Origin of the sequence: Oceanobacillus timonensis (assembly GCF_900166635.1) — a bacterium.
GTDB lineage: Bacteria > Bacillota > Bacilli > Bacillales > Amphibacillaceae > Oceanobacillus > Oceanobacillus timonensis.
Genome location: NZ_LT800497.1, coordinates 2,376,889 through 2,392,074, shown reverse-complemented (window position 1 = coordinate 2,392,074; position 15,186 = coordinate 2,376,889). Strand labels below are relative to the sequence as shown.

The window sequence follows — 15,186 nt, the reverse complement described above, 5'->3', positions numbered from 1 at the left end:
AACAATGTGTTACTTATCTGAATAACGTTCTTTTAAAAGATTGCTTATATCATCTATTTCTTGACGCTTGGAGCGGTTCATTAATTCATCTACCACGTCTTTTGGAGCTTTATCTTCAAAAAGTACTTGATGAATCCCTTGGGTAATCGGCATTTCCACACCTTGTTCTTTTGCAAATTGATGTGCTGCTTGGACCGTGCGTACCCCTTCTACAACCATTCCCATTTCCTCTAGTACTTGATCCAGGTTCATCCCTTTACCTAACAGGTTCCCTGCCCGCCAGTTTCTGCTGTGCGCACTTGTGCAAGTAACGATTAAATCACCTACACCAGACAGACCAAGGAAACTTAATGGATTTGCTCCGAGTGTTGTGCCAAGACGGGCAATTTCAGCCAGACCACGTGTGATTAGTGCAGCTTTTGCATTATCGCCGTAACCAAGACCGTCTGAAATACCTGCCCCTAAAGCAATGATATTTTTGAGCGCCCCGCCTACTTCGATTCCCACGATGTCATCACTCGTATAGACACGTAAATGTTCACTGTTGAATAAATCCTGAGCCTGACGTGCACTGTCGAGATTAATTGCTGATGCAGATACGGTTGTCGGATGACGCAGTGCTACTTCTTCTGCATGACTTGGTCCGGATAAAACAACAATATTCTCATAAGGGAAATCCGGTATTTCCTCAGCAATCATTTCAGATACGCGTTTTAAAGTACCGGGTTCAATTCCTTTGGTTGCATGAATAATTTGCGTACTTGACGTAATATCATTTTTAAGCTGCCGGCAAACCTCACGTATAGCCTTGGTCGGCACAACGACAATCACTGCATCTGCATCCTTCGTTGCTGCTTCCATATCGTGAAATGCAGTAATTTTATCTGGAATATCGACATCCAGATATTTATCATTCCGATGCGTCCGGTTTATTTCATCTACATGTTCTTTTCGGTGTGCCCACATGCGCACTTCATGGCCGTTATCAGCTAAGGCAATTGCAAGTGCTGTACCCCAGCTTCCTGCACCAAGTACTACAACCTTACTCATCATCTATCTCCCCTTTATCGTCTCTGTCGTGCAAATAATTTAATTGGTGTTCCTGTAAAATCAAAAGCGTCTCTAATTTTGTTTTCTAAAAATCTTTTATAAGAGAAATGCATTAATTCCGGATCATTGACAAATACAACGAAGCTAGGCGGCTGCACAGCTACTTGTGTAGCGTATAATACCTTCAGCCTTCTCCCTTTTAGTGTAGGTGTCGGATTCATAGCGATGGCGTCCATGATAACATCATTCAGGACGTTTGTCGGGATACGTCTTGCATGGCTTTCACTTGCTAGTTGAATCATTGGAATTAACGTATGCAGCCGTTTCTTTGTTTTCGCAGATAAAAATACAATAGGAGCATAATCTAAATATTGAAAATGTGCCCGGACTTTTGTTTCAAAATCTTTCATCGCTTTTTCATCGCTGTTAACTGTGTCCCATTTATTCACAACAATAACAATTGCCCGTCCCGCTTCGTGCGCATACCCTGCAATCTTTTTATCCTGCTCTCTGATGCCTGTTTCTGCATCAATCAGTACCAAGACAACGTCAGAGCGCTCAATCGCTCGCATGGCCCTTAAAACGCTATATTTTTCCGTGCTTTCATATACTTTACCGCGTTTGCGCATTCCTGCCGTATCAATAATGACAAAATCCTGGTCGTCTTTACGTAATTTCGTATCAACAGCATCTCTCGTTGTGCCTTCTATTTCACTGACGATGACACGATTTTCATTTAATAAAGCATTCACCAGGGATGATTTCCCTACATTGGGACGGCCGATAACACTGAAATAAACCGTATCCTCTTCTTTTTCCGCACCCTGATCATCTGGAAAATGATTGACCACTTCATCAAGCATATCACCCAGCCCTAAGCCGTGCGTGCCGGAAATTGGAAATGGCTGTCCAAATCCTAATGCGTAAAATTCATAAATCATTTCATGCATATCTGGATTATCCATTTTATTCACTGCTAAAACGACAGGCTTATTTGATTTAAATAATAGCTTTGCAACTTCTTCATCAGCTGCGGTGATGCCTTCTCTGCCGTTAAGCATAAAAACAATAACATCTGCTTCATCAATTGCAATTTCAGCCTGCTGTCTCATTTGATTTAATAATGGCTCATCGACCATTTCAATACCACCAGTATCTATGATGTTAAATGGTTGATTTAACCATTCTGCTTCCGAATAAATACGATCGCGGGTAACACCTGGTGTGTCTTCCACGATGGAAATTCTTTCTCCAACTAATCGATTAAAGATCGTTGATTTACCAACATTTGGTCTACCAACAATCGCTACTACAGATTTCCTCACGTAAGGAACATCCTCTCTTTTTCAAAATTCCTTCTAATATATCAGCAGGTTCCGACATGCAGTAGAATGGAAGTCTGACTGCACCTCAGTCTTATTCTAGCAAAAGTAAGAAAGTTCCACAACGAAATATTTAAGCACCTATTCAAAAGCCTGTTAAAAGAATGCTTAACAGGCTTTTTGAACGTCTATCTTCTCATTAGTGCTTTACAATAATATAGACTTCCTCACTCAATTGATGGGAAATCCCGTCTATTATTGCTTCCAGATTGTTTGCGAATAATGCAAGCTCTTCCTTTGAGGAGCAAATAAAAATAGGGGCACCGCCTCCAACACTTTCCTCCTTCGTCGTAATAATAGCCAGAATTGCTTTTTCGACAACCATTTACTTTTTACCTCCTTTTAGAAATGTAGCTTCTGAAGGCATTTTAATAGCATTCTCCAAAACTGGAACAGAACCGATTACTTTTTTTGCAAATTCCGTATCCCGCACAAGCGGCAGGATAAAAACACCTAATCTGCCATCATCTAAATCCCGTTTTATTAAAGGAGTCAGTGCAGGAGTCCCGGCGTCTTTATAAATACCCAGGGTAACAGAAACATCATGTAAAATAGCCTGCCGCTGTCCTAAATTACTGATTGTTGTAACAACATTCAGGTTTTTGGGTTTAAGTATAAAACCCATTCCGTATTTTGAAATTTCTTCTTGTCGTTCATCCAGTCCGATATTCATGATGTAAATATTATCGACATAGAGTCCTGCTCCATCAAAAGATATTTCCGATTCTTCTATTTCAACAATATCTTTTAACGTAGAACCGCTCATAAAGCTGAGCGAAGCAACAATAGCCAATACACCAACGACTGTGGAAGGAAACCATCCCCATGAAACATAAGCCAGTGAAGTTAAGAAAGCTGTAAACATCACAAGATAATTCCTTCCTTCAAAAGAAATGGCAATCCCTTCAATATACGTATTTCCTCTGGGAACCAATTCAAATTGATCGAGCTCCGTTAATGTCGTTCTTTCCATACTTCGTACATCTCTAAATTGTGTTGCAGCCACTGTTAAAAAAGTAACAGCTGTAAATTCTAATTCTAACAGTGCAGGGATAGCTAATGCTCCCAGTGATGCAGCAATAAAACCTAATGATACATGAATAATCCGCCCATGCAGATATGTAGGATACTGCCTGTAATCACTCCGCAAAGTGATTAACCTGGTCAGTGTCCCAGCAACAACCCCAAATAAAATGACATTCAGGTAAGATTCGATTTCCATACATATCACCTCTTTTTCTTAAGTGTTAGTATGGCTCATTTTAGACGGATTATTTAAAGAAAACTTGGCAAGAGCATAGTTGGTTCCTTATGAAGAGACGGAACTGCGCTTACTTGCCCCACCGAAAGCCGCAGCTCAAATTTATACAATATACTTTTGAACATATAAAAAAGCTGTACATACGTATGTACAGCTTTTCGATTTTCATTATTTGTATTTATCCAACTGGTCACCAATCACATCTCCAAGTTGGAAACCTGGCTGATCGTCGGATTTTTCATATTGCTTATAATCTTTTTCTTCTTGTTCCTGTTCCAGTTCTTTCATGCTCAAGGAGATACGTTGTTCTTCCTCATTGACATCTAATACTTTTACAGTCACAGTTTGTCCAATTTCAAGAACTTCCTGCGGTGTGCCAATGTGTCGATTAGCGATTTGAGAAATATGAACAAGCCCTTCAACACCAGGTAACAGCTCAACAAATGCTCCGAAGCTGACCAATCTCTTGACAACACCTTCTACCGTAGAACCAGGCTTAATTTTTTCACTTACTTCTGCCCAAGGTCCAGGCAATGTGTTTTTATGAGATAAAGAGATGCGTTCACTGTCTAAATCGACAGAAATAACTTCTACTTTGATGGTATCTCCTTCAGAAACAACATCGGAAGCTTTTTCAACGTGTTCATGTGCTAGTTGCGAGATATGAACAAGTCCATCGACGCCTCCTAAATCAACAAACACGCCAAAATTGGTAATACGTTGAACAACCCCTTCAATCACATCTCCCGGGTTTAAGGATTGTAACACTTTTTCTTTTCTTTCTTTTTCTTCATCTTCTACAATCGCACGGTGTGATAAAATAACACGATTTTGCGTCCGGTCGATATCCGTGATTCGCACTTTTAACGTGCGATCTAAATAATCACTGAAATCTTCCACATAATACGTTTCAACTAATGATGCCGGGATAAAGCCTCGTACACCAACATCAACAACAAGTCCGCCTTTAACTACTTCTTTAACTGTTGTTTCAAAGGCTTCTCCTTGTTCGTATTTTCTTTCAAGTTCTTCCCATGATTGCTCTGCATCTACTGCTTTTTTCGATAATACTACTTCATCATCGTCGATTTTCTTTACTTTTAAAGTCACTTCTTCTCCTTCTGACAGTACATCAGTAGTAGATTCTACATGTAGTGTGGAAAGTTCGCTTATCGGCAAAATACCTTCTGTTTTATATCCGATATCTACAAGAACTTGTTTTTCTTCTAATTTTATAACTGTCCCTGTTACCGTTGTACCAACTTCTAACACCTGAAGGTCTTTATTTTCTTCACTCATATCCTTAGCCTCCTAGTTACAGTTCACCTATTCATACATTCGAATAGCAGAATGATGATTCATTATACTCTACATATAACTTCTAATAATTCGTTTTATTTGTCAAGTAAAGACAATTAATTTTTATGAATTTCGTATAAATTTCTGATTTCTTCCATAATTCCCTCTGACATTTCTTTCGCAGAAGCTTTGTTTTTTCGAAACGATTCTATATCCATTGGTTTCCCATAAACAACTTTCGTCCGGCGGAATAATTTATACTCACTGATAATAACACAGGGAACGACGTCCGCTTGAGAACGGAGTGCAAAAAAGCCAACGCCTGGCAACGCTTTCCCCGGTTTGCCATCTTTACTCCTTGTTCCCTCAGGAAACAAGCCGAGTGTTTCCCCTTCTTTTAAAAATTTCAAACCGCTTCGCAAAGCATTTCGATCAGCTAATCCTCTTTTAACAGGAAAAGCATGAATTCTTCGTAATAGTCCGCCAAAAATTTTCCCTTCAAAAAGCTCTTCCTTCGCCATAAAATAAACAGTCCTGGGAGCTGTAATTCCCACTACAGGAGGATCCAGATTAGAAGTATGGTTCGTACAAATAATAACCGGCCCTTTTTTTGGTATGTTGTGCTTTCCCGATACTTTAATCCGGTATAAGGGATAAAAAAGAATCGCAACGAGATATTTCGCCAAATGATACAGCATGCAATACACCCCCTGTTTTCACCCTTTTCTGCTTGCATGTCGGACATAGTATGCAAAGGAACCGTCTGAATAAATTCAACCTGGCCCATTATTGCAGACTATGTACATAAACGATGAGTCCGTAAAAATACACGGGAGACATTTGCCTGAAAACTTACCGGACACCGCGTTTTTTAATAAATGGCTGGCAAATATCGAGAATTTTCTCTGTCACATCATTGATGGATAGGGAAGTAGTATCCAATTCAATCGCATCATCTGCTTGAATTAATGGGGATGCTTTCCGGGTAGAGTCAAGTTCATCCCGTTTCTCTATTTCTTTTTCTAGTGTATGTAAGTCAGCGGGGATGCCTTTTTCTTTGTTTTCCTCGAAACGGCGCTTTGCACGCTCTGTTACAGAAGCAATAAGGAATATTTTTACATCTGCATCTGGTAAAACATGGGATCCTATATCGCGTCCATCCATTACTACACTATGATCTTGTGCAAGTTCTTGTTGTGCTTTTACCATTTTTTTTCGAACCAGCGGGTGTTTCGCAATCACGGAAACAGAAGCCGTCACATCCGGATAACGGATTACAGCAGTGACATCCTTCTCATCGATAAATACGCGCTGTCCATTCTCCTGTTGTGCAAGTCTGATATCAATCTTTTTTAAAATTTCCATAACCGCATTTTCATCTTCCAGGTCGATATTTTCTTGCAGCGCCTGGTAAGTGAGCGCCCTATACATCGCTCCTGTATCCACATAAATAATTCCAAGTTTTTTTGCAATCTGCTTGGCAACCGTGCTCTTTCCAGCTGCCGCCGGGCCGTCAATTGCAATTGAAATACTTTCCATTCTCTTCACTCCTGCCATTAAAAAGCCTGACGAATGCCAAGCAAGTTCTACACTATATTATCATAACATATCTGTAATTGATTAAACAGCCGTGAGTAAGACAGGAATTACATGGCCACATTCTACAACAAGTGATCCGACTTTTTCAGGATATTGATAAAAACAGCCTTCGAAAATAAGAAAAAATATTTTCGAAGGCTCGTTTATTTGATATCTTCCTATACCACAGAATTATAATTAATTTCTGCTTCTGTCAGTTTCTCAATTTTTTCTTCTTCGCCTGTCTCTGCATTTATAAATATTCGATAGGTCGCATCATCTCTGGTTCCTAAAAATTCATAAGAGAGAACCTCTTCTCCTTGATCATCATCAATAATCGCTAAATGATTCTCTTGGATCGTAACGTCCTGATTAACTGCGTCCCGTGCTTCTTCCTCTGAGATAGCAGGTTCTGGTATCTCCCGGTCCGTATGATTTTGAAAGTAATTATTTGCCGTCAAACCTGTAATCTCTCCATTATCTAAAGCTACTTTCACTTCCACAGCATCAGAGAACACGCGCACACCATCTTCTTCATAAACAAAAGAGTATACACCGATCTGATCATATTCGCTACTTTGGAAAAGCTCCATCTCATCGAAGCCAAGTTCAGAAAGATAATCTTCCGCAATTTCATTTCCTTCATTCAGACTTATCTGCTTTTCTTCTACGTCTCTGGAAACTAACAAATGAAGCGGGTGGCCGCCTTTCACCGTTAAATCTGCGTAGCCTCTTTCTCCATTTTCATCATAGGAAATGCTATACATCGGGGTTAATGCTCCATCGCCTGATTTCGTAATTGTCCAATCGGTTCCATTTTCTTTACCAAAAATCTTTTCAGCCTCTTTCAACGCTTCTTCTTCTGTGAGGTCATCGCCTGTTACATTTTTATAGGAATGATCTTCCGTTCTTGTACTGGTAGTACTGTCTTCAGGCGTCTCCTCTGTAGAAGTATCAAAAGAGTCTTCTACAGTTTGGAAGCTGTTTACCATATCATTATCTTTTGCTTCATCCTTATTTAATAACGTTTGTTCTACATCCATCCATTTCGATCCATCACTTAAGGATAGATGCTGCGCTTCTCTGAGTTCATCCCGTATTTCTCCGGATTGCTGGTAGAACTCTTCTAACTGCGCTGTTTCTTCATCCGTTAATGGGTCGTCATCCAAGTCACGAACAGCAGTCTGATATGTGAAATCTCCTAAATCGGATAGAAACTGTTCTGTTTTATGAATCGGCAGTAACCCCATTGGCAGTTGTCCAGTATTTGCATGTGCATCGGAACTGATACGCCAAATATCCACAAACTGCGGTGATAATTTGTCAGGTGAATTCATTGCTAACGAAGTACCTATCTGATCGTTTAACACATCCATATTGTAAGTGAGCTCGTGAAAGGACCTTTGATATTCATTCTCTGTTTGAACATATAGATCATTTTTTTGTTTATTGGTTTGGTAGCCCCAAATAGAAACCGAAATTAGAGCTACGGTCAACAATGTAATTGTAATCCAACGATACATTTATTTTCACACCTTTCTAGCTGCAGAATATATGTTTTCCAATTGTTTTAATTTGCGGTCTTGACCAAATCCATCCTGATGTTGCGGTATCGGGGTTGAAATAATAGATTGCATTGCCGGAAGGGTCCCAGCCATTAATCGCATCAATTACTGCTTCTCTGGCTTGTTCATTAGGTTCCAGCCATATTTGGCCATCTGCAACTGCTGTAAATGCTCTTGGTTCAAAAATAACGCCGGATACCGTATCAGGAAACAACTCGCTATCCACTCGATTAAGAATTACCGATGCAACGGCTACTTGTCCCTCATAAGGCTCTCCTCTCGCTTCGCCATATACGGCATTTGCCATGAGCTGGATATCATTATTGGAGTATCCTTGAGGAACATTTACAGAACTGGTGGGCGCGCTTTCCCCTCCTTCATTGTTCCCTTCTGATGGGGTAGAATCATTCCCGGTTCCGTACATTTCTTGCTGTACCTTTTCTTTATCAAATTCTGTCGCCTGTGTGAGCTTATCTTTTGCTGCTTGCCCGGCCATCCCATCAATTTCCATACCAAATTCATATTGGAAATTTCTTAAAGCCCAGTAAGTTCCCCAGCCAAATACACCGTCGATTTCCCCATTATAAAAACCAATGTGTTTTAATCTGGCTTGTAATTCAATGACGTCGTCTCCAACTGCCCCCTGTTGAATCACTTGGTCACTAAATGCATTTGTTTGTACTGGTTTTGCAAACATAAATGCAGATAGGAATACCAAAAGTGTTAAGCTGTAAACCATCGATTTGTGACAATTTATCATAATGATGCCTCCATTTCTTTCTCTCCTCATTCTTTTGAATCATTCAATTGAGAAACAAAAAGATGAGTAAAAGAGAAATATTTACCTAAGGCTATTTTTTGTGCAATTCTACTTTTTATTCATAAACTATAGAAAACAAATTAATAACGGATGAGCAGTTCCTTTTTTCTCTTCAGATGATGTTTTTTATAACTAAAAAAAGCTGACGAACAAGAAGTTCATCAGCTTTTTAGCTATCTTTTTTATATATTTTGAGGAGAGGAAATCGACTATCATACATTCTGGCGTGCTTTAAACGGTAAATCGCGAAAATCCATACACCAATTAAAAAGACCGACAAGATAATAATAAATTGATTTAATCCAAGCAGTATGTAGTTATAGATACCATGTAATAGAAATGGCATCACAAAAGCAATTGTTAAATATCTATGTTTATATTTTGGTTTCATCTTTGCTTTTCCTAAATAATATCCCATAATAATCCCGAAAAGGGCGTGTGAAGAAACCGGGTACAAAGCTCGCATCCATGCAAACTCAATGCCATTTGATAATAAATAAAACACATTTTCTAAGGAAGCAAACCCCAGACTGATTGCGCTGGCATATACAATTCCGTCATAATGATTATCAAATTCCTCATGCTGATAAATCAAGAACATAAACATAAACCATTTAAAAAACTCTTCTAAGAACGCACTGAAAAGAAACGCTTCGACAACAATGGGAACATTGCCCAGTTCCGCGTGAAGACCGTACTGGATAAACATAATCGGTAATACAATTAAGGCACCAGCAATAAACATACGCGCTATCAACCAAAGCGGTTCTGTAATGCGATCACGTAAATAAATAAATGTCATAAAAGCAACAGCGGGGGCTATACCAGCAGATAGAGCAGCTATCATGGTTTCTTACTCCTCTTCTTTCATCGATGACAGGTACATCCTATATTCATGTCAAGGGCAGCTCCTGCATGACTGGACTCGTGTAACTCCATATCAAACAATGAAAAATTATATATCAAATAAATGTTTTAATTCCACGTTACTTGCCAGGCCGGCAAGCAGTTTTATTCTCGCTTTTTTACTATCATAATCTCTTCCTAAAAGAACGCCATTTTCCAGGAGATCATACGTACTTCCTTCATAATCATAAGTCGGATAAACTTCGCCTTCTACAGCAGAAGTGGTAATCACTACTTTTATACCCTGTCGGATACATGCTTGAATAGCAGGCATCATTGCCTTTGAAACTTGTCCTCTTCCTACCCCTTCCAGAATAAGACCATCTACACCACTATCTATCGCTGCTTGAATATATTTTCCATCCGCATCCATATATACTTTGATAATATCAACAGTTGGAAGCTCTGTTTTAATTTCTAAATATTCGCGGTAAGTTGGTTTTTGGAATACACGCACAGTATTATTATCAATAATACCTAAATAGCCGTAGCCAAAAGCATTAAACCCTTGAATATTGGAAGCATGCTCTTTTCGGACATAGCGGGAATGGAAAATACGTTCATTGAATACCACTGTTACGCCGACATCCTTTAAATCTTCACTGCATGCTGCCAAAACAGCATTTTTAATATTAATAAAAGAATCTGTACCTATATCCTTGGGAGAACGTTGTGACCCGGTAAATACAATTGGAATACTGTAATTCGAAATAAGATGCATAAAATAAGATGCTTCTTCCAACGTATCTGTACCTTGTGTAATAACAATACCATCCCAAGTCTCTTTTTTTAAGTATTCATCTAATTTTTCTTTGATTTTGATTAAATCGGAAAAATGTAAATGCATACTTGCTTTTTGGACGAAAGAATCCACCTTCACGTGAATATCATCCGGTATATCACATTTTTCAATGATTTCTTCTCCAGTTAATACACCTGATGCTAATTTACCGCTTTCCTCATTTTTATCACTTGCGATGGTGCCGCCTGTTGCAATCATTAAAACTTTTTTCATGTCATTACCTTCTTTGCCAGTTATGTAATTAACTTTCTTTTTTAAGATTAACTCAACTTCCGCGCCTAAGAATAAGCATAAAAAAACTGGTGTTCCAGGATGAACATGCTTGCTATTATCATGTTTGGATTTCGTTATATCATCCTTCTATTTTTTGAACAGGGTATGGTGTATAGCTCGGCTCCGGCCAACCACTCCGCTTTCCGACGTACAAATGTTTTCGATGGGGTGAGTAAGCGCAGCAATGTTGTCAGGTTAGTATGACCGCTACGGAAAAACACTACGCTTTCCGCGGGCTTGAGCTCAGCCTCCTCGGAAAAAAGAAGTTCGCTTTTTTCCTGCGGGGTCTTCCCACTGCGCTTTCCCGCAGGAGTCTCCGTGTTTTTCCTCCGCTGGTTAGCTTTATTGCTCTATGCTTATAGCAACTATTATTTTTTGAAAATTTATTAACCTGACAACATTGGTAAGCGCAAAAGCTCTTCGGTGGGGCGAGTAATCGCAGCCCCAGTCCTAACTCCAGGAGTCACCGTTTTAGCCTGCGCTCTAATAGAATTCTGCAGCGCATGGAAGTAATAACATCTTTTGACATGCACTAAGAAAAATGTGTTCTGTCTGATTGAACTTTTATTTGTTCAGCTATTGCAACCGTATAGAATATCCTACTAGCGGAGGCGGACCGTTTTGACTCCTGAGGGATCAGCACCATCTGAAGATCCACTTTTGCCAAGTGCTCTTCTTGGCAAAAGTTAGCTGAAGAGCGTGCCCCTAGGAAAGCAAAACGGTCCGCCGCAGCGGTCGCCTTTCACCTTACCTTCTATTTTTGTCAACAGCTGTATGGAAGTAACGATCATCCCCTGTTCCAATAGAAAGAAGTTACTTCTTAAAGTGCGGAAGTCGAGACATTAACTTACAAAACACATGTTACAGCGGGAGGAATAAAACCTCCCGCTGCCTGTTTCACTGGAACGGAATGTTATATTCCCTGTCTCCAAAATATAACAGTTCGTTGCGCAACTGTATATTCCTATTTTGAAAAAGGGGTAAGAATCGCTCTTTTAACCCGGTTCTTCTTAAGCATGTTGTTTAAGAGAAAATAGATGCAGCAATCTGCTTGCCATGAAAACGGCCATTTTCAATAAACACTTTATTATTATCATAACCAGCTGCGACGACACCTGCGATATATAAGTTTGGCACATTCGTTTCCATTGTTTTCTCATCATGAATAGGTTTGCCGTTTTCAAGATTAATCTTTACGCCAACTTGTTCTAATAAGCTATAATCCGGACGATAACCTGTCATAGCAAAAACAAAGTCATTTTCAATCGTCACTTCTTGCCCATTTGTTTCATAAGTCAGGTGTGTATCTGTTATCTCTGTCACAGACCCGTTAAATATCATATCTACTTTTCCGTTTCGAATAAGTGATTCGAATTCAGGCAGAATCCACGGTTTAATACTTTCCGAATAGTTATCTCCTCGATAAATAACCGTGATATGCGCTCCTGCTTTATGCAATTCCAGCGTAGCATCAACAGATGAATTCTTACCGCCGATAACTGCCACTTTTTGGTTATAATATTCATGTGCTTCTTTAAAATAATGCATCACTTTTGGCAATGATTCTCCAGGGATATCTAAATAATGAGGTTGATCATAATACCCTGTAGCCATAATTACTTTTTCCGCACGATATGCATTCTCGCTGCCATCTCTTTTGACGGTTTTTAAATAAAAGCTTTCGCCGTCTTTGTCAAGAGATACTAATTTTTCAAATGCGTTTATCCGCAGTTCATTTCTTTCGGCAACTTCCCGATAATAAACCATTGCTTGATTTCGCACCGGTTTTTTATTTTCTGAAATAAATGGTACACCGCCAATTTCTAATCGGTCACTTGAGCTAAAGAAAGTTTGGTGTGTAGGAAAGTTACTGATTGTTTGTACAACATTTCCTTTTTCAATCAATAATGGGTTTTCGCCCTTTTTTTGAAGCTCTAATGCACATGCCATTCCGCATGGACCGGCTCCGATAATAATTATTTTTTCATCTAGCATTGTTTATCCTTCCTTCATCCATCGCTCGCAAAAGCGGTACATTCGCTTTTTATATGATGTTTTCACATAAATTTTTCATTATCTATCGTACAACGAGGCGCACTGCATCGCAAATACAAAAGGTCAGCTTACCACAAAAATAAAAAACTCTCGGCAAAGAAGAGTTTTTTATTTATTGTCTTTTGATGTTCCTGTTTATACCCAGCCTCTGAAATGGGAAGCTTCGGCCATTTTTCGCACACCTACCATGTAAGCAGCAAGCCTCATATCAATTTTTCTTGTTTTGGACATATTATATATACTATTAAAAGATTTAATCATGATTTCATGAAGCCGTTTGTCAATTTCTTCTTCTGTCCAATAGAATCCCTGGTTATTTTGTACCCATTCAAAGTAGGATACAGTAACCCCTCCTGCTGATGCCAGTACATCGGGAACGATCAGAATATCTCTATCTGTAAGTATTCTGGTTGCTTCCATCGTAGTTGGGCCATTCGCTGCTTCAACAATAATGGAGGCTTTGATATTATGTGCGTTATCTCTTGTAATTTGATTTTGAACTGCAGCCGGAACAATAATATCACAATCCAATTCAAATAGTTCTTTATTGGTAATTGTTTGATCAAATAATTTCGTTACCGTTCCGAAACTATCCCGGCGATCCAGTAAATAATCAATATCTAAACCCTTAGGATCGTATAATGCCCCATACGCATCTGAAATTGCGACAACTTTCGCACCGGCATCATGTAAAAATTTAGAAAGGAAACTGCCTGCATTTCCAAATCCTTGAATAACAACTCGAGCTCCTTTTAAATCAATACCTTTCTTTTTCGCTGCTTCATTTAAAGCAATCGTTACCCCTTTAGCGGTAGCTGATTCTCTGCCGTGCGAACCGCCGAGAACAATTGGTTTACCGGTGATAAATCCCGGGTTATTGAATTTATCAATTTTACTGTATTCATCCATCATCCATGCCATGATTTGTGAATTTGTAAATACATCGGGAGCCGGAATATCTTTTGTCGGTCCGACAATCTGGCTGACAGCACGAACATATCCGCGGCTCAAAGCTTCTAATTCTTTAAAAGACATTTTCCTTGGATCACAAATGATACCGCCCTTTGCTCCTCCATAAGGTAAGTCGACAATACCAGCTTTTAAACTCATCCAAATCGAAAGTGCTTTCACTTCTGTTTCTGTAACATCCGGATGAAATCGGATACCTCCTTTTGTCGGTCCAATAGCATCATTATGTTGCGCCCTATAGCCGGTAAAAACTTTTACTTTACCATCATCCATACGGACTGGAATACGAACAGTAAGCATACGCAAAGGTTCTTTTAATAAATCAAATACTTCTTCAGGGTAACCGAGTTTATTTAATGCGGTCTCCACAATGGATAACGTCGAATGTAACACATCTGTATTTTCTTCGTTTTTTGTTTGAGAAGTATCTTCTGCTTTATCGCTTGCCATCAATATTTACCCCCTGCCATGATATCAATGTTTTACTCACTCCAAGTTCAGTATACACTTTCATACGAAATATGCAACGAAAGAGGCGGCTGGTCTGATGATACGGTTATAACAGGAAATAATCCGTTTATTTCCAAAAAATACTCCGCTTCTTTATGAAGCAAAATAATGATTGATTTTAGAAATGGCGTCTCTTTCAAAAATGACTTTCCCATATTCCTGTAAACGATAAGATGTTATGATACTCGGATGAGCAAATTCAGACATAAGCCCAATGATATTTTCTTTATGTCTGACTGTATGCACATAAGGATCCAGCATCATAAAGTAACGGTTCTCCATAAAATATACGTTGGATTCTTTGATTTGCATATTGGATAAATACCCTGCTACTCCAATAACATCTTCAAAATCATCAAAGGAAAATATAAGCTCTTTGCTTTCATCAAGTGTCACTTTCATTTCAATATATTCATCATCTTCTTCTATATCTATATCTTCATATTGATGCGTCACAAAAATATGCATTCCTTGAGCTTGCATGAGGTGTACCTGTACAAGCAACATCCCTTCAAACTCCATTCCAAGTTCACTGCTTGCTTCGTACATCATATCGCTGAACAGTGTACGAACATTAGATGCATCATGCCATAAGTCCTCACGGGTAAATCCTCTTTCTATCAGATCATCGAACGTAAGAAAAATTTTAAACTGGTCTGTTGAAATTCGTTCGATCCGCATACTGCATCCCCCTTATCTTCTTCACATTTGCAACA

14 protein-coding genes are annotated in these 15,186 nt (G+C 39.1%); all 14 read right to left on the bottom strand.

What is annotated here, in order from left to right:
• Positions 1-9 precede the first annotated feature (9 nt).
• Entirely contained in the window at positions 10-1,050 is a 1,041-nt protein-coding gene (locus B7E05_RS11620; RefSeq protein ID WP_080874359.1) for an NAD(P)H-dependent glycerol-3-phosphate dehydrogenase, read from the bottom strand.
• 14 nt (positions 1,051-1,064) lie between these two features.
• Positions 1,065-2,375, bottom strand: a complete 1,311-nt coding sequence (gene der / locus B7E05_RS11615; protein WP_080874358.1) for a ribosome biogenesis GTPase Der — start codon at positions 2,373-2,375, stop codon at positions 1,065-1,067.
• A gap of 196 nt (positions 2,376-2,571) precedes the next feature.
• Positions 2,572-2,757, bottom strand: a complete 186-nt coding sequence (locus tag B7E05_RS11610) for a capping complex subunit for YIEGIA (RefSeq protein ID WP_080874357.1) — start codon at positions 2,755-2,757, stop codon at positions 2,572-2,574.
• Complete coding sequence (locus B7E05_RS11605; RefSeq protein ID WP_080874356.1) at positions 2,758-3,654, bottom strand: YIEGIA family protein; 897 nt, start codon at positions 3,652-3,654, stop codon at positions 2,758-2,760.
• A gap of 207 nt (positions 3,655-3,861) precedes the next feature.
• Positions 3,862-4,992, bottom strand: a complete 1,131-nt coding sequence (rpsA, locus tag B7E05_RS11595) for a 30S ribosomal protein S1 (protein WP_080874354.1) — start codon at positions 4,990-4,992, stop codon at positions 3,862-3,864.
• Positions 4,993-5,108: 116 nt separating this feature from the next.
• Complete coding sequence (locus B7E05_RS11590; RefSeq protein ID WP_080874353.1) at positions 5,109-5,690, bottom strand: lysophospholipid acyltransferase family protein; 582 nt, start codon at positions 5,688-5,690, stop codon at positions 5,109-5,111.
• Positions 5,691-5,844: 154 nt separating this feature from the next.
• Positions 5,845-6,531 carry a (d)CMP kinase gene (gene cmk / locus B7E05_RS11585; protein ID WP_080874352.1) on the bottom strand — a complete coding sequence of 229 codons (687 nt, stop codon included), beginning with the start codon at positions 6,529-6,531 and terminating at the stop codon, positions 5,845-5,847.
• Positions 6,532-6,749: 218 nt separating this feature from the next.
• Positions 6,750-8,093: a germination protein YpeB gene (ypeB, locus tag B7E05_RS11580; protein WP_080874351.1), complete on the bottom strand. Its 1,344-nt coding sequence runs from the start codon at positions 8,091-8,093 to the stop codon at positions 6,750-6,752.
• Positions 8,094-8,109: 16 nt separating this feature from the next.
• Entirely contained in the window at positions 8,110-8,832 is a 723-nt protein-coding gene (sleB, locus tag B7E05_RS11575; protein ID WP_245833251.1) for a spore cortex-lytic enzyme, read from the bottom strand.
• 292 nt (positions 8,833-9,124) lie between these two features.
• Positions 9,125-9,802 (bottom strand): glutamic-type intramembrane protease PrsW, encoded by a 678-nt coding sequence (gene prsW / locus B7E05_RS11570; RefSeq protein WP_080874350.1) that lies wholly within the window; start codon positions 9,800-9,802, stop codon positions 9,125-9,127.
• Between the two features lie 108 nt (positions 9,803-9,910).
• Positions 9,911-10,876: an asparaginase gene (locus B7E05_RS11565; protein WP_080874349.1), complete on the bottom strand. Its 966-nt coding sequence runs from the start codon at positions 10,874-10,876 to the stop codon at positions 9,911-9,913.
• Between the two features lie 1,083 nt (positions 10,877-11,959).
• Entirely contained in the window at positions 11,960-12,931 is a 972-nt protein-coding gene (locus B7E05_RS11560; protein ID WP_080874348.1) for a YpdA family putative bacillithiol disulfide reductase, read from the bottom strand.
• 195 nt (positions 12,932-13,126) lie between these two features.
• On the bottom strand, positions 13,127-14,410 hold the full coding sequence (locus B7E05_RS11555; RefSeq protein ID WP_080874347.1) for a Glu/Leu/Phe/Val family dehydrogenase: 1,284 nt from the start codon (positions 14,408-14,410) through the stop codon (positions 13,127-13,129).
• A gap of 153 nt (positions 14,411-14,563) precedes the next feature.
• Entirely contained in the window at positions 14,564-15,151 is a 588-nt protein-coding gene (locus B7E05_RS11550) for a genetic competence negative regulator (protein WP_080874346.1), read from the bottom strand.
• Positions 15,152-15,186 lie beyond the last annotated feature (35 nt).

What these genes read in the sequence shown, in the direction of transcription:
- B7E05_RS11620 (WP_080874359.1), bottom strand. Translation starts at nt 1,050, where the DNA reads ATGAGTAAGGTTGTAGTACTTGGTGCAGGAAGCTGGGGTACAGCACTT.
- B7E05_RS11610 (WP_080874357.1), bottom strand. Translation starts at nt 2,757, where the DNA reads ATGGTTGTCGAAAAAGCAATTCTGGCTATTATTACGACGAAGGAGGAA.
- B7E05_RS11605 (WP_080874356.1), bottom strand. Translation starts at nt 3,654, where the DNA reads ATGGAAATCGAATCTTACCTGAATGTCATTTTATTTGGGGTTGTTGCT.
- rpsA (WP_080874354.1), bottom strand. Translation starts at nt 4,992, where the DNA reads ATGAGTGAAGAAAATAAAGACCTTCAGGTGTTAGAAGTTGGTACAACG.
- B7E05_RS11590 (WP_080874353.1), bottom strand. Translation starts at nt 5,690, where the DNA reads ATGCTGTATCATTTGGCGAAATATCTCGTTGCGATTCTTTTTTATCCC.
- cmk (WP_080874352.1), bottom strand. Translation starts at nt 6,531, where the DNA reads ATGGAAAGTATTTCAATTGCAATTGACGGCCCGGCGGCAGCTGGAAAG.
- ypeB (WP_080874351.1), bottom strand. Translation starts at nt 8,093, where the DNA reads ATGTATCGTTGGATTACAATTACATTGTTGACCGTAGCTCTAATTTCG.
- sleB (WP_245833251.1), bottom strand. Translation starts at nt 8,832, where the DNA reads ATGTTTGCAAAACCAGTACAAACAAATGCATTTAGTGACCAAGTGATT.
- prsW (WP_080874350.1), bottom strand. Translation starts at nt 9,802, where the DNA reads ATGATAGCTGCTCTATCTGCTGGTATAGCCCCCGCTGTTGCTTTTATG.
- B7E05_RS11565 (WP_080874349.1), bottom strand. Translation starts at nt 10,876, where the DNA reads ATGAAAAAAGTTTTAATGATTGCAACAGGCGGCACCATCGCAAGTGAT.
- B7E05_RS11560 (WP_080874348.1), bottom strand. Translation starts at nt 12,931, where the DNA reads ATGCTAGATGAAAAAATAATTATTATCGGAGCCGGTCCATGCGGAATG.
- B7E05_RS11555 (WP_080874347.1), bottom strand. Translation starts at nt 14,410, where the DNA reads ATGGCAAGCGATAAAGCAGAAGATACTTCTCAAACAAAAAACGAAGAA.
- B7E05_RS11550 (WP_080874346.1), bottom strand. Translation starts at nt 15,151, where the DNA reads ATGCGGATCGAACGAATTTCAACAGACCAGTTTAAAATTTTTCTTACG.